The following is a 15,799-nucleotide window of genomic DNA, read 5'->3' as shown; positions in this document are numbered from 1 at the left end:
AAAAGTGTATAAACAGATTTTGCCTATAGGATAATTAATTAGCTGCAAATGATAATTAATGTAGCAATAATTGAGTTTGTTATAATTGAACATTTTAGCCCAAATTTTTGCAATGTATTTACGTTTATATTAAAATAAAGTTTGTTTTTTCGCAAAAATTTTAAAAATTTGATGCGGAAAGATTTATATTAGCCTTTAATTATTACAAATAACAAAATATATACAGGTAATTCCCTAAAATAGTTAACAACCCTACAAAAATGGCAGCAAAATTAGAGTACATTTGGTTGGATGGTTATAAACCAACCCAAAGTTTACGTAGCAAAACCAAAATTGAAGCAGATTTTTCAGGCAAGCTGGAAGATTGCCCTAACTGGAGCTTTGACGGTTCATCAACCGAGCAGGCACCAGGCGGTTCTTCTGATTGTATCTTGAAACCGGTTTTTATTTGCCCTGATCCTCAGCGTAAAGAAGGTTACCTGGTTATGTGCGAAGTTTTAACTTCCGACGGTACACCTCATGAATCGAACGGACGAGCTTTGATCGAAGATGATGATAACGACTTTTGGTTTGGTTTTGAGCAGGAGTACTTTTTATGGGATCCTGAAACTAACAAACCATTAGGTTTCCCTGCTGGTGGTTACCCAGGTCCACAAGGTCCTTACTATTGCTCGGTAGGTGCAAAAAACGCATACGGTCGTGATATTGTTGAAGAACATTTAGACGTATGTTTAGAGGCTGGCTTAAACGTTGAAGGTATTAACGCTGAAGTTGCTGCCGGTCAATGGGAGTTCCAGATCTTTTCAAAAGGTGCTAAAGATGCCGGTGATCAAATTTGGGTGGCCCGTTATTTATTGGAAAGAATTGGCGAAAGCTATGATGTAGCTATCAACTGGCATTGCAAACCATTGGGTACGTTAGACTGGAATGGTTCGGGCATGCACGCTAATTTCTCAAATACTACTTTACGTACCGCGGGCAGCGAGGAAACTTACAATAAAATATTAGAAGCTTTCCGTCCGGTGGTTAAAGAACACATCGAAGTTTATGGTGCCGATAACGAATTACGTTTAACTGGTAAACACGAAACCGCTTCTATTCATGATTATAGCTACGGTGTATCTGACCGTGGTGCATCTATCCGTATCCCATTGTACACTGTACAAAAAGGTTGGAACGGTTACCTGGAAGATCGTCGCCCTAATTCGGCTGCCGATCCATACAAAGTTGCCGCACGTATCATTAAAACTGTAAAATCTGCAGTTTTATAAGATATAGCTTATATAAGAAAGCCCCCTTGCAGTAATGTAAGGGGGCTTTTTTGTTCGTGAGAAAAAAAACTGTCATCTCGAACGACAGTGAGAGATCTTGTTTAAGCATGCAGGTAGTGTACTTTTAATAGTATCATGATTTCTCACTATCGTTCGAAATGACAACAAGGTTGATTGGTATATCAATACTTAATTACAATCTCTTCATTGCTGTTCTTAACCGGCTTCACCTCACTCATTACATCAAAACCATGTAATACAACTTGTAACTGGGTATATTTAGAAGTATAGCTACCCTCAACTGCAGATAAGGTTATCGTTGGTGCTGTCGAATCGAAGCTGATCAACCGTTTATGGTAAATGCCGCGCTCGTTATCATAAGTATTACCATCATCCTCATAATAAACGAAATTACTGCTCTCCGAATTATTCCAAAAATGCAGTTCCAAAATACCATCTCCCTCATCCTGCGTACTTTGTATAACATTTTGAAGTGGTATAATGGCACCAGCTTTTGCAAATACCGGCAGGTCATTCAACGGGGCGTTTACTATATATTCTTGTCCGCCTTCGTGTTTTTCATCACTACCAAAGCGATACCAGGTACCAGTAGGCAGGTAAATTTTAGCGGTAAAATTGGTGCTTACTACAGGCGCTACCAATAGTCCATCACCAAACAAAAATTGGTTTTGATAATCTTCGGCGTAAACCAGTTCATCGTGTGTATAGTCAATAGCCAGCGTGCGGTTTAAAGGTAAACCGGTTTGCGTGGTTTGGTAAAACGACGAATAGATGTATGGCAGCAACCGATAACGGTCTTCAATAGATTTCTTGATTAAAGCCATATTGTCATCGCCATATTGCCAGGGTTCTCTAAAGTCCGAATCTTTAATGGAGTGGTTGCGGTACATGGGGGTGTAAGTACCTAAAGACATCCAGCGCACCATCATTTCGGGGGTAGGGTTGCCACTAAAGCCGCCAATGTCAACACCTACGTTGGCCATACCGCTTACGCCTAAGCTATTAACCAAACGTGCGCCTAACAGCAAATGCTCGTCGGTTGCAGTGTTATCACCTGTCCAAACCGCCGAAAAGCGCTGCGTGCCAGAATAAGCCGCGCGGGTTAACACAAACGGACGCTTGTTGCCTAAAATCTTACGGGTACCCTCATAAGTGGCTTTGGCCATCATCATACCGTACACGTTACGTACTTCGGGCATAAACTTATCGCCAAATTTTACTATCCAGGGTATGTTCTGGTTCCAAACGGCGGGTTCGTTCATATCGTTCCAAAAACCTTCTACACCAGGTTCGGTAAGGGCTGTAAAGGCAGCTCCCCACCATTCGCGCACATCTTCCCTGAAAAAATCGGGGAAATGGCAGCGGCCTGGCCAAACTTCTCCAACGTAATTTTCGCCATTAGGATAGGTGGCGAAGTAGCCTTTTTGTACACCCTCGTCGTATTGCTGATATCCTTCTTCAACCTTAATGCCCGGGTCTACAATAGTAATGAGCTTAAAGTTCATAGCCTTTAGCTTGTCTATAAATGCTTTAGGGTCAGGGAAAGTCTCGTTGTTCCAGGTAAATATCTTAAAGCCTTCCATGTAATCAATATCGCAATACATTACATCGGCGGGTATGTTGTGCTTGCGAAACTTAGCAGCTACGTCCAATACCTCTTGTGCGCTCATGTAACTCCAGCGGCATTGCTGGTAGCCCAAACTCCAAAGCGGCGGCATTTCCATACGACCGGTTAGCCAGGTGTAATCTTCAATAATGCCGGTTACGGTTTGCGCGCCAAAAAAATAGTAGTTCAGGTCACCATCATCGGCACCCATCCAAATAAACTGGTCATCGCACGAGGCGCCAAAATCAAAATAGCTTTTATATGTATTATCTAAAAAGTACCCGTAAGTTAATTGGTTGTGTATGCCTATAAAGAAAGGGAACGTTTCATACAGCGGATCGGTCTTCGGCGTATGGTCTGAGGCATCCGTGTTCCAGTTCACAAAAGAGCTGGCGCGGCGGTTAAGGTTTCCCACTTTTTCGCCCAAGCCAATAAACTTTTCATCGGGTTGCAGCTCACGATAGTTGATAACCTGGCTATTTTGCCAGTTGATCCCAAAACGCTCGTCATCACGACTCAATAATTCACCTTCGGGTGTATAAAAAGCAAAGCGCAAAGGGGATTTGTTAATGCGTAAAGTTAATGCCGATGTTTTAACGATCACCTCCGTATCGGTCTCGTTATAATCAAAGGCCAGCAACGGCTCCTGTATAACCGCAAAGGAAGCATCGGTGTTATTAGGCTGGCGGGTAACGTTTACCCTTATAATACTCGGACTATAAACCGTAACGTACGCCTCAGCCTCGGCGGTTTTAATAATAAGTTTATTACCTTGCTGTACTATGCTTTGTGTATTGCTTAATGTTTTAAACTCCATGGGTTGGGTTGAATGTGTTAGGGTAAATATAACGCTAACCACTAAGAGAACAGCAATAAATTGTTGTTGGTTTTTAGTAAATAAATGAAGCTATTCTTTTAAAAAGCTTCATTTAAACCTAAAAAGAATCCTTTAGACCCATACTTGCCGAAGGCGTAGTCGAGGCATAAATTAGTACGTGTGGCCTTATTGAACAGTACGCGCAAACCTGCTCCACCGCCTGGCTGCCAGTGTTCAAACAATTTAGTGCCTAACTCATCGTTAGCGGTTTGCAAATTAAAAAAGGTAACGCCGCTGATGAACTTGTTTTTGGTGATAGGAAAGCGGTATTCGGCTTCGGAATAGTTGTATTGTGTACCTTTAAAATAGGTAACTGTATAACCCCTGCCGCTACGCAAACTTGGATCTTTACCCGGTCCGGGTAGTTCGATGTAAGGTAATGCGCCGCTGGCCAGGTAAGAACCCCAGTTCCAAAAAGCGATCACATGTTCGGGGTTACGGCTGGATAAGCTCCAGTATTTTCTAAAATCGGTGACAAACTGCAGCGCTCCCCTGCTGCTGCCCATCCAGGTTTGGTTTACCCGGAAACCGGCATCGGCATAAATACCTTTATAAGCACGGTTCTGGTTATCGCGCGAGGTGTATTGTATATTAAAGAGCAGGCCATTGGATGAATAGCCGCCACGGTCGAATCCGTAACGGTCACTATAAACATTGTATGGGGTTGCTTCGGATGTTGATATCCTGTCTTCAATCTTTCGGCGGACATCAAACGATATCCCTGCACCTACAAACAGGTTTTTGGCTACCTCTTTATAAGCCTTTTCCCTAAAGTTATAAAAGTAGGAATTTAGTACAAAACCTTTGCGCGATGGGTTATTTAAGATTATGTCTTCGGCACTGCTGCCAGCGGTTTGGCCAATGCCCAGCCCAAAATCGGGGGTAACAGTTTTTGCCACCACTAAGCTCCCCTGAAAGTTCCACTTGTTGCCGGGGGTGAATATGTTGTGATTGAGATAGAAATAAATAATGCCCTTGGTGGTAATAGATGCCGAAGTTGCTGCAACCGACATTAACGTGGTTGGATCGGTACCCAGTTTACGGCCAGCCACGGCTTTTATACCAACCTGAAAACCGATGGTAGGGTTAGACGCAATATTAGGAATGATAGTAATACCCGATGGTTTTTTGAGAATGGAATCGGGCTGGCGTTTGGGATGAAATATGTCTTTCACCAGGTCGCCCACATCATATTGTTTGCTGTAATCGTCGGCCTTAACTACGCGTTCGCGTTTGGCACGCAAGGAGTCGGCTTTAAGCGAGTCAACGGCCGAACCATCAACTTGTGCCCATGCCTGGCTGCAAGCGCTTGTGAGTAATATTGCAAAAGCTGCTTTATGAAATTTAAAGATCCGCATGATTATTTAAACCAGTATATGGAGTAAATGTTGTATTAGGTAAGTGGTTTGATAAGTTCTATTAGGTTATAATAGATTTGATGGCGCTATAAGCGTAAAAAAATTGCATAGATTTGATTATATCAATATCTAAGATTTGAAACCAATAGTCACTTTACTGTTCTTATTAATTGCAACTCCTGCTTTGTGTCAGCAATTTAACTTCCCGGTATTTAAGCCAACTGTGGTTTCTTTAAAAAGTATGGTGCCAACCAATTGGAAGATAAAGCTACAAGCCATTGGTGATTTAAACGGCGATAAATTTGCCGACTTAGCTTTGATACTGGAATATAGTGACAAGATTAAAGAGCATAGGCCAGACAGCTACACTAATACCAGGCACCCGCGGATGCTGTTAATTTGGTTTAAAACAGTAAACGGATACCAGCTTGCATTGCAGAACAACACTATTATTTCGAGGGAAGGAGAGGGCGGCATGGTAAATGATCCTTTAGATAATATTAAAATTACCAATAAAGTATTGCACATTAATTACGAGTATGTACGAAGCCATGCTTATTATAAATATCGCTATCAAAATGATGGGTTTTATTTAATAGGAGCTACAGAGGGAGGGGTATCGGGTGGCAAAATTAAGGTTTGCGATTACAATTTTTCTACCCGTAAGGCCGAATGTACATACGGGGAGTTAGGAAAAGATACAGATAAAAAGGAAACTAAGCGCATAAAGCTCACTAAGCTAAATGCTTTAACTGACCCCGACCTTCCTAATGGTTGGGATACATACGAAGTAACTTGCGTTCAATAAAAAATCCCGCTCAATATTGAACGGGATTGTATTTATAATGAGATCCAAAAAGTTACGACCACAAATTACTTGGGTAAGTACCATTTTCTACTAACTCTGAAATGCTGGCCTGTACAATAGGCTTATCTTCTTTGTAAGTAACACCAAACCATTTGTTACCGGTTGGGATGACTTTAAATTCGGCCACGCCGGTTTTAATCAGTTCATCGGCCACTAAAGGGATGAAGAATTCGGCTTTAGGATTGTTTTCGTTAGCATCAACAAACTTTTTGAACATTTCTTCGCTTTGTTTGAAAACGGCAGGGGTAAAGCCCCAGAAGTTCATGGATACGCGAGTATCATTAGGTAATTGGTGTTCGCCGCTGGCATCTTTATAAAACACACCGCTGTCTTTAAAGTACACCTCGGTACGCTCGTTCACTTCCACCATTTTACCGTCTTCTACCTTACAAACACCGCGCGATACCGAACCGTAATCGCTAAGGGTACGGTCTATCTGGTAACCCATTAAGGAGTAAAAATCATCTTTAACTTCTGTGGTTAAAAATTCGGCCATTTTTTCAAAGGCTTCATAGCCATAAAAGTCATCGGCATTAATTACGCAAAATGGCTCATTAATTTGGTTACGGGCGGCCAACACGGCGTGAGCGGTTCCCCAGGGCTTAGCGCGTTCAACCGTTTTATCAATACCAAACTGGGTAAGGTCATAGCTTTGAAAAACGTAATCGGTTTCGATACGACCAGCAAGTTTAGGTTCAAATATGGCTTTAAAAGAGTCTAAAAACTCCTCGCGGATAATAAAGCTTACTTTACCAAAGCCGGCTTTAATGGCATCATAAATAGAGTAATCAATAATAGTTTCGCCGTTAGGGCCAAAGCCATCAACCTGTTTCATGCTGCCATAACGGCTGGCCATACCTGCGGCCAATATCAGTAATGTTGGTTTCATAGTTGGGTAAATATAAAAAAATAAGCGTTGAAGCTTAATAGCTAATTAATAAAATTAATAGTTTTAATTAAAAATAATAGTTATTTAATATACCGGAAATCATGTCCGGGCTCAATATTAAGCAGGGTTTCATAAATGAGACGAATTACATTGTCTACGTCTTCTTTGTGAATAAGTTCTACCGTAGTATGCATATAACGCAGCGGTAATGATATTAAAGCCGATGGCACACCGTCGTTTGAGTAGGCAAAGGCATCAGTATCGGTACCGGTGGAGCGCGACGAAGCCTGGCGCTGAAAAGGAATCTGTGCTTTTTGCGCCGTTTCTATCAAAAGTTTGTTCAGGTTGTTTTGCACTGCCGGGGCGTATGATACCACCGGACCACGACCGCAAGCCAGATCGCCCTGGGTGATCTTGTTGATCATAGGGGTTTGGGTATCGTGCGTAACATCAGTAACAATGGCTACATGCGGTTTAATTTTGTGGGCTATCATTTCGGCACCACGCAAGCCAATTTCTTCTTGCACGGCATTCACAATATATAAACCGAAGGGTAGTTGTTTGTTGTTCTCTTTCAGCAAACGGGCAACCTCGGCAATCATGAAACCACCGGCACGGTTATCGAGCGCGCGGCCCATGTAATAACGGTTATTCAATACCGAAAATTCATCCTCATAAGTTATTACACAACCTACATGAATGCCCATGGCTTCCACTTCGTCCTTAGTGGTACAGCCACAATCTAAAAAGATGTTTTTAAGGGTTGGAGCTTCTTCCTTATCGCCACCCTGGCGGGTGTGAATAGCTGGCCAGCCAAATACTGCTTTCACAATGCCATTATCGGTATGGATGTTTACCCGTTTTGAAGGGGCAATTTGATGATCGGAACCACCGTTGCGAATCACATAAATTAAGCCATCGCTGGTAATGTAGTTCACAAACCACGATATTTCATCGGCATGAGCCTCAATTACCACCTTATACTCGGCCTGAGGGTTAATGATGCCAACAGCGGTGCCATAATTATCTACATAGTAAGTATCGATATAAGGCTTTAAATAATCGAGCCATAACTCCTGGCCTTTCCACTCAAAGCCGGTAGGCGAGGGGTTGTTAATGTATTTTTCCAGAAATGAAAGGGAGGTATCGGTAACCACAGAAATGTGCTGCGGCTTATTGTCATTAATATTCTCAGACATAATTATTCGTAAAAAACGTGTTACTCAGGTAGCAAATATAATAAAGCTGCCGATATGTGAAACACTTTTAAATAGTGTACAATAGTATATAATTTGTTAATGTATTAATATTAAGTTAATAACCATGATGTTGTTTTGTGACGAGTAAAATATCATTAGTTAATAGTTTCAGAAAAACCGGTTTGTTAAGGCAATCCGGTTTTTTTATGGGAGTAGTTTTTCGAGTATTTCATAATCGAAATTATTTTTGGAGAAAGTTTGCCCGGCGGAACTAAAGCCGGCCTTATAATAGAAACCAATGGCTGATAGCCTGGCATTACACCAGATACGTTTACCGCCCTGTAAGGTAGCGAAGTTGATAATGTATTGGAGCAAGGTATTGCCCACACCTTTATACTGCATTTGCTGGGCTACAGCAAACTTGCGGAACTGAAACTCGTTTACGTGTTGAAACAGGGAAACAACCCCAATCAATCTATCTTTATAAAAGCACCCGAAATGTATTCCGTAATTGTCTTCTTCCGTGGCTATGACATATAATGGTTCGTGAGGGTATAAAACATCGCGTCTCAAACGCCAGGTAAGCTCGGGCCTTATTTGTTCTATGTGCAGGTCTTCCAAATTAAAATTTGTTAAACAATGTTATGGTTATGTAATTATAGGAATTTTGCGATTTTATGTAAGAAAAAAAGATTATTATTGCAGTTGATGAAAATTAGGCCATATAAAATATTGTTGTGTTTATTGTTTATGATGATCTTTATTTCAAAGATGATCATAGCTGTTGCACCTGCATTTTTATCGCTTAACAATAAAACTGTAAACGCTGTAATTATGCAGCTGGAACAGGAAAACAAGAACGAAAAAGAAAACCCTGATAAGGAGGGAAATAAAGACAAAAAGTTTTTTGACGAGGATTGTTTTTACATCTATCATGCTGTAGTGGTTCCTTTAGTTATTAAAACAGTTTTGCAACTCGGCTTCGAGCATTCCCTTTATCAGCCTAATCACCATCCATCGGTACTTACCCCACCGCCTAATGCCAGTTTAGCTTAAAGCCGTATTTATGGCTCTTGGTAACTCTATAGTGTTTTTATTTAATAGAAAATTTACTTCATGGCTAAAAACGGGCTTGCAGGTGGTTTGCATCTGCAAAAATACTTCTTATCCAAAAACCTAAAAAAGGATCTTCCGTCCAGTATTGTCGTTTTCTTGGTGGCATTACCTTTATGCCTGGGCATTGCCTTGGCTTCGGGAGCTCCGCTTTTTGCAGGTTTATTAACCGGTATTATAGGAGGTATTATAGCCGGCTCGGCCAGTGGTTCGCAATTAAGTGTAGCCGGCCCGGCGGCGGGTTTAACAGTTATAGTTTTAACAGCTATTACCAAGTTAGGCTCTTACGAAACCTTTTTGCTGAGCATTGTTATTGCTGGTGTGTTCCAAATCATACTGGGGCTCATTAAAGCGGGCACCATTGGCAACTACTTTCCGTCGGCCGTAATTGAGGGTATGCTGGCCGCCATAGGTTTAATCCTTATTTTAAAGCAGTTTCCGCACGCGGTAGGTTTCGATGCCGATTTTGAAGGCGATGAAACCTTTATGCAGGTAGATAAAGACAATACCTTTTCGGGTATTTTAACCGCCCTGTCAAAAATTAATTACGGTGCGGTTATCATTAGCCTGGTATCATTGGCATTAATGATCTATTGGCCAAAAATTAAAAAGGTAGCTATTGTTCCCGCACCGTTGCTGGTAGTATTATCAGGTGTTTTACTGAGCCTTTTATTTGCCGGTACCGATATAGCCCTACGCGATAAGCAGTTTGTGCAAATTCCGGTGGTGGACGGTTTTAACTCGGTTTTAGGACTTTTTAAATCGCCCAACTTTTCGGCTATAGGTAATAAGGAAGTTTGGATAACCGCCTTTACAATTGCCGTAATTGCAAGTTTAGAAACCCTGCTGAGCCTCGAAGCAGTAGATAAGATAGACCCCATTAAGCGAATTTCGCCTACCAACCGTGAGTTGGTTGCACAAGGCGCCGGTAACATTATAAGCGGTATGCTGGGCGGCCTGCCCATGACGGCGGTAATTGTACGTTCATCGGCTAATGTAAACGCCGGTGCCCGTACTAAAACCAGTGCTGTGCTGCATGGCTTTTGGCTGCTATTGTCCTTTTTGTTTATACCTGGAATTATTAACCTGATACCTTTGTCTTGTTTGGCAGCTATCTTGTTGGTTACTGGTTACAAATTGGCCAGGTTATCGTTATTTACCCATATGTGGCATAAAGGCTTAAACCAGTTTATCCCATTTGTGGTAACCATAGTAGCCGTATTGTTAACCGATTTATTGATCGGCGTGGGTATAGGGATGATGGTGGGTATATTTTATATACTGCGTACCAACCTGCGCAATCCGTATTTTTATCATATTGACTGCAAGGGCGATAAGGAAGTGATCCGCATAAAGCTGGCCGAAGAAGTTTCGTTTTTAAATAAAGCCGCAATACAAGTTACTTTAACCAGTTTGCCGGCCGAATCGCATGTAATTATAGATGGATCGAACTCCCGCTATATTGATGTGGACGTGCTGGAAACTATCCATAATTACAGGCATAACGCCTTTACAAAAGGCATCATTGTAGAGCTATATCAAATTAAAGACAGGTACGATGTACCCGCTTTTAAAGAATTGATATACAAGGAAAATAATCAGGTAGATTAATGCCGGTTGTTTTGTAGTGTTAACCAATCAATTTTTGATGAATACAGCTTAAAGAGTATAACTGTTTAAGAATGGGTGTAGTATGCTAAATATACTACAAAAAGCTGTAAAGTTCTTCTCCGGTAAAATCATAAACCAGAAAAATTAAAAGCAATGTAATAATTGGCTAAGCTAACCTATAGGCTTTTTAATACAATACATATCCGCGAACATATTAAAATAACATAATTGTAGATACAATAGCAAGGTTAGCAAGGCATGGTGGGTTATTATTATAATAATTTTTTTGGCCCGCATCATCAATATGCTAACTACACGGCAATCATCTAACGGATTTTATGTTAATCAAGTAAAAAATGAAAAAAAATCATCACCAAGAAACACTCACACCCTGGCAAAGGCTTGTACGCATATTGCATTACGAGCGTTCAACTATCAATTATATATTTATTTATGCCGTACTCATAGGTTTAATTGGCCTCACACTGCCATTGGGTACTACTGCCGTATTTAACTTATTATCAAATGGAGCTCTATACAGCTCAACCTATGTTTTAATTGCGGTTATACTATTAGGTATAATAATAGGAGGGTTACTGCTGATAGGGCAATTGTCGTTAGTAGAGGTGGTGGAGCAAAAAATATTTGCAAAAACCGCGCTGGAGTTTGCTTACAGGCTGCCACGCATAAAAAAGCAGGCCCTGGCTGATGAAAACCCACCAGAACTTGTAAACCGGTTTTTCGATATACTTACTATTCAAAAGGGATTAACCAAATTGTTGGTTGATATTGTTGCCGCCGCGGTTCAAATATTTTTCAGTGCTATACTGCTATCTTTTTATCATCCGTTTTTTATTGCCTTTGGTATTTTGGTTATTATTTTTATTGTATTAATGATAACCTTATACTTTAAACCAGGCGTTGATACCAGTATTGAAGAATCTGAATATAAATACGAGGTGGTAGCTTACCTGGAAGAAGTAGCTGCCGACCTGGAACCATACCGCCATAGTACCATTAAACGCAACGCGGTAATAAAAAATACAGATGAGATCACTGCTAAATATCTTCAGGCCCGAAACGATCACTTTTCTATTTTGAAACGTTTTTTTGCCAGCGCCATATTCATTCGTACGTTACTAATGGGCGGGCTGTTGTTATTGGGTTCCTATTTTGTGGTAACACGCCAAATGTCGTTTGGGCAGTTTGTGGCTGCCGAAGTTATTATTGTACAAATTACCTATGCAATTGAAAAACTAATGACCAATATGAATACGGTATTTGATATGGCCACCGGAAGCGAGAAACTGGCCGTAGTCACCGATTTGGAATTGGAGGAAGGAGTACTTGATTATGAATAAGGGACCTGTATTTTTAGAGCAGCTGGTTAACTGGGAGCAGCTTTCTGTAAAATCGGCGCAAAAAATATTACCCAGTAAAGGTTCGCGTTTGTTGGGACGGATATTGCTATTTGTATTATTTGTTTTCATAATTATATTATTGCTGCCCTGGCGGCAAACCATACCAGGCCGTGGTACAGTAACCGCATTGCGCCCGGAGGACCGTTCGCAAACGGTTCAAAATCAAATTGGCGGGCGTATTGAACGCTGGGCCGTACGCGAGGGACAGGAAGTGAAAAAAGGAGACACTATACTGATAATATCCGAAACCAGTCAATCTTATTTCGATCCTGAACTGCCGGAACGTTTGAATGAGCAATTAACGGCCAAGCGTGGTAGTGAGGTTGCTGCCGTTCAGAAAATTAAGGCTACTAATGCTCAAATTAACGCGCTTAGCAACGGCTTGCGTTTTCAGCTTAGTGCAGCCGTGAACAAAGTAAGGCAGGCAAAAAACTATGTGGATATTGATAGCGCCGACCTGGTAGCGGTTCAAAACTTTTACGACATCAGTAAATCGCGATTGGCACGTTACGAATCCGGGTACCGTAACGGCTTGTTTTCACTTACCGATATTGAAACCAGGCGATTGAAGCTTCAGGAAGATATGGCTAAAGTTAATAGTCAGCAAAATAAGCTGAATAATTCGGTACAGGGGTTGATTAATGCCCGTATTGAATTAGATAACATTCGCGCCAAATATCAGGAAACTGTAGCGAAGGCACAGTCGGATTTAGGGTCGGCTATTTCGGGCCGGGCCGGCGTACAGGGAGAAATAGCCAAGCTGCGTAACGATATAGCCAATATTTCTGTGAGGCGTGGTTTATACGTGGTGCGGGCACCTCAAGCTGGATTTGTGGTTAAAACGATGAAGGCGGGTATAGGTGAAAATATTAAAGAAGGAGAATCGGTTGCCACGCTGCAGCCTAAATCTCCGCAGGTGGCTGCCGAAATTTACATCAGCGCCATGGATGTTCCGTTGGTGTTAGATACCAGTAATGTAAGGCTTCAGTTTGAAGGCTGGCCATCTATCCAGTTTTCGGGTTGGCCGTCGGTTGCGGTGGGCACCTTTGCCGGTAAAGTATTTGCCATTGATAAAGTGAGCAGTTCGGGAGGCAAATACCGGTTACTGGTAAAACAGGATAATCCGGTTCCAACTAATGATGAACCGTGGCCAAAGCAACTGCGCCAGGGTTCAGGAGTTTATGGCCGTATAATTTTAAGATCGGTACCAGTATGGTATGAAATATGGCGGCAGCTCAACGGTTTTCCGCCAAGTTTAGAAAAAGAACCGGATACCGATAAGGAACAAGATAAGAAAAGTTAGTTGCACCTAACGGGAATAATATATGAAGATACTAAAAGTAAGATTTTATATCGTAGCCCTGTTATGTTCTATGCTGTGGTGTGTAACATCAGCAGGTGCTCAAAACAGGCAAACCATCGATACCAGTAAAGTTTTTGCATTAGATGATTTGCAGCTGATGGTTTTCAGGTACCACCCGATTATTAAACAGGCCGCCCTGTTTACCGAAGCTGCACGTGCTACTGTTTTGCAATCGTTAGGGTATTTCGACCCTAACCTCAAAGCCAATTTTGGCAGAAAGCTATTTGGTGGTACCGATTATTACAACCATTGGTCGAGTGAACTTAAAGTGCCGCTTTGGCTGGCCGGGGCCGACCTGAAAGTAGGTTACGACCGTAATGTAGGGTATTACACCAACCCCGAAACACGTACCAGCCTGGCTGGTTTAACCGGTTTAGGTTTAACGGTGCCGCTTGGCCAGGGCTTAATTATTGATGCGCGGCGTAACACACTGAGGCAATCCCGAATTATGGTTCAGTATGCTGAAGCCGAAAGGGTAAAACAAATTAACAATACCTGGTACCAAATAGCTAAAGATTATTGGAGCTGGTATTATGCCTACCGGCAGTTGACTTTAACCAACGAAGGTGTAGAGTTAGCCCAGCGCCGCTTTAAAGCAGTAAGTACGCAAACCCAAATTGGCGACAAAGCATCTATCGACTCGGTAGAGGCCTACGTTACGGTACAGGAACGTTTAATACAGCTGGAAAAAAACAAGATAGAACTGCTGAACGCGCGCCTGGTTTTATCGAACCATTTATGGAACGGGGAGGGAAACCCACTTGAACTTCCCGAAGACGCCATTCCACAATTGGTAGACGGCAATGTAGAACGTGTAGGTAAGCTGGTGCTGGATACCTTGGTTAGGCAAGCCGCTGTACAACACCCCGAAATATTAAAGCTGCAATTTAAAAGCGGGCAGCTTGCCATTGAAAGGGCTTACCGTCAGGAAATGCTTAAACCCAAGATCAATATCAGCGGATCGTTAATATCCAATCGCCGGTCGTTGGGTAGTTATGTTCCCGATAATTACGACTTTAACTGGAATAATCATAAAATAGGGCTCGACTTTGCATTTCCATTGTTTTTACGTGCGGAGCGCGGCAAGTTGCGGGAAGTAAAAATTAAGCAGCAAGAACTTAGCTACGATTTGCAGCAGTCGGGGCGCGAGATCAATAACAATATCCGTACGTCATACAACGATTTGGAGGCGTATAGATCGCAGCTGGAAGTACAGGTGCAAACTATTAAAAACCAAAGCTTGTTATTGCAAGGGGAGAATCAGAAATTTGAACTTGGAGAGAGTACCTTATTTTTGATAAATACCCGTGAAACCAAATTGATAGACATGCGGATTAAGCTGGAAAGTATGATATCCGGGTATCAGAAAACACTTGCCGAATTATATTATAAAGCCGGAACAAGACAGGTTTTATAAGTGTTTAATTTATAGAGATTTACAAGATAACCAATATCTAACTATTTAGTAACTAAATAAAATCATGGAAAATAATTCAAATCAATTAAGCGTACACGATACCAGCCACATCACTTACGAAAGTTTAATGGAAGGAAACCGGAAGTTTGTGGAAGAAACACTGGCAGAAGACCCCGAATTTTTTAAAAAACTGGCGAATGGGCAAACGCCTCCTGTATTGTGGATAGGTTGTGCCGATAGCCGCGTACCCGCCGATAGAATTACCCATACCAACCCGGGCGAAATATTTGTACATCGTAACATAGCCAATGTGGTAGTACACACCGATCTTAACTTGTTATCGGTGCTCGATTATGCCGTTAACGTACTCAAAGTAAAACATGTAATTGTAGTTGGACACTACGGTTGCGGCGGTGTACAGGCAGCTATGGGTAATAAAGAATTTGGTTTAATTGATAACTGGCTGCGCGCCATTAAAGATGTTTACCAAAAACATACCGACGAGCTAAACGCTATTACCGACGAGAAAAAGAAATTTGACCGTATGGTTGAGTTTAATGTTATTGAAGGTGTTAACAATTTGTGCAAAACAACTATTGTTCAAGGTGCATGGGCACGTAACCAAGAGTTGCATGTACATGGTTGGGTTTACGCTTTAGATAGTGGCTTAATTACCGATCTGAAAGCAAACGCAAGCAATAGTTCTCAAATGGACAGCATTTACAAGTTTGAAAAGTAATGTTAATTATAGTGAAGCGGGCCGTATTTGGCCCGCTTTTTTTGTA

General features: G+C 41.6%; 13 protein-coding genes. 8 read left to right on the top strand and 5 right to left on the bottom strand.

What is annotated here, in order from left to right:
• Positions 1-260: 260 nt before the first annotated feature.
• Complete coding sequence (locus tag ACFQ3S_RS15285) at positions 261-1,271, top strand: glutamine synthetase beta-grasp domain-containing protein (protein ID WP_377165995.1); 1,011 nt, start codon at positions 261-263, stop codon at positions 1,269-1,271.
• Between the two features lie 182 nt (positions 1,272-1,453).
• Here the strand turns inward: ACFQ3S_RS15285 and ACFQ3S_RS15280 are convergent, their stop codons facing one another.
• On the bottom strand, positions 1,454-3,715 hold the full coding sequence (locus ACFQ3S_RS15280; RefSeq protein WP_377165993.1) for a glycoside hydrolase family 31 protein: 2,262 nt from the start codon (positions 3,713-3,715) through the stop codon (positions 1,454-1,456).
• A gap of 98 nt (positions 3,716-3,813) precedes the next feature.
• Positions 3,814-5,133: a hypothetical protein gene (locus ACFQ3S_RS15275; RefSeq protein WP_377165991.1), complete on the bottom strand. Its 1,320-nt coding sequence runs from the start codon at positions 5,131-5,133 to the stop codon at positions 3,814-3,816.
• A 136-nt stretch (positions 5,134-5,269) separates the two neighbouring features.
• On the opposite strand from ACFQ3S_RS15275, the gene ACFQ3S_RS15270 reads away from it, so the two are divergent.
• Complete coding sequence (locus tag ACFQ3S_RS15270; protein ID WP_377165989.1) at positions 5,270-5,941, top strand: hypothetical protein; 672 nt, start codon at positions 5,270-5,272, stop codon at positions 5,939-5,941.
• 52 nt (positions 5,942-5,993) lie between these two features.
• On the opposite strand, the gene ACFQ3S_RS15265 is transcribed toward ACFQ3S_RS15270, so the two are convergent.
• The 3 genes from ACFQ3S_RS15265 to ACFQ3S_RS15255 all read right to left on the bottom strand — a co-directional run bounded on the left by ACFQ3S_RS15265 (position 5,994) and on the right by ACFQ3S_RS15255 (position 8,710).
• A complete protein-coding gene (locus ACFQ3S_RS15265; RefSeq protein ID WP_377165987.1) occupies positions 5,994-6,890 on the bottom strand; it encodes a nucleotidyltransferase family protein in 897 nt (298 codons plus the stop codon).
• Positions 6,891-6,970: 80 nt separating this feature from the next.
• Positions 6,971-8,089 (bottom strand): M42 family metallopeptidase, encoded by a 1,119-nt coding sequence (locus ACFQ3S_RS15260; protein ID WP_377165985.1) that lies wholly within the window; start codon positions 8,087-8,089, stop codon positions 6,971-6,973.
• 204 nt (positions 8,090-8,293) lie between these two features.
• The gene (locus tag ACFQ3S_RS15255; RefSeq protein WP_377165983.1) at positions 8,294-8,710 is read right to left on the bottom strand and encodes a GNAT family N-acetyltransferase; all 417 of its coding nucleotides are present in this window, start codon (positions 8,708-8,710) and stop codon (positions 8,294-8,296) included.
• A 150-nt stretch (positions 8,711-8,860) separates the two neighbouring features.
• Between ACFQ3S_RS15255 and ACFQ3S_RS15250 the strand changes: the two genes are divergently transcribed.
• From ACFQ3S_RS15250 to can, 6 genes are all read left to right on the top strand, one after another.
• Positions 8,861-9,145, top strand: a complete 285-nt coding sequence (locus ACFQ3S_RS15250; protein WP_377165981.1) for a hypothetical protein — start codon at positions 8,861-8,863, stop codon at positions 9,143-9,145.
• A gap of 60 nt (positions 9,146-9,205) precedes the next feature.
• A complete protein-coding gene (locus tag ACFQ3S_RS15245) occupies positions 9,206-10,813 on the top strand; it encodes a SulP family inorganic anion transporter (RefSeq protein ID WP_377165979.1) in 1,608 nt (535 codons plus the stop codon).
• 356 nt (positions 10,814-11,169) lie between these two features.
• A complete protein-coding gene (locus ACFQ3S_RS15240; protein ID WP_377165977.1) occupies positions 11,170-12,174 on the top strand; it encodes an ABC transporter transmembrane domain-containing protein in 1,005 nt (334 codons plus the stop codon).
• The gene (locus ACFQ3S_RS15235; protein WP_377165975.1) at positions 12,167-13,537 is read left to right on the top strand and encodes an HlyD family secretion protein; all 1,371 of its coding nucleotides are present in this window, start codon (positions 12,167-12,169) and stop codon (positions 13,535-13,537) included. Before ACFQ3S_RS15240 ends, ACFQ3S_RS15235 begins: the two co-directional genes overlap by 8 nt.
• A 22-nt stretch (positions 13,538-13,559) precedes the next feature.
• Positions 13,560-15,014: a TolC family protein gene (locus ACFQ3S_RS15230; protein ID WP_377165973.1), complete on the top strand. Its 1,455-nt coding sequence runs from the start codon at positions 13,560-13,562 to the stop codon at positions 15,012-15,014.
• A gap of 64 nt (positions 15,015-15,078) precedes the next feature.
• Positions 15,079-15,753, top strand: coding sequence for a carbonate dehydratase (gene can, locus ACFQ3S_RS15225; protein ID WP_377165971.1), 675 nt, complete (start codon positions 15,079-15,081; stop codon positions 15,751-15,753).
• Positions 15,754-15,799 lie beyond the last annotated feature (46 nt).

It is taken from the genome of Mucilaginibacter terrae, assembly GCF_042679325.1.
GTDB lineage: Bacteria > Bacteroidota > Bacteroidia > Sphingobacteriales > Sphingobacteriaceae > Mucilaginibacter > Mucilaginibacter terrae.
Note: the sequence above shows the minus strand (reverse complement) of the source record. Positions and strands in the feature narration are given on the sequence as shown.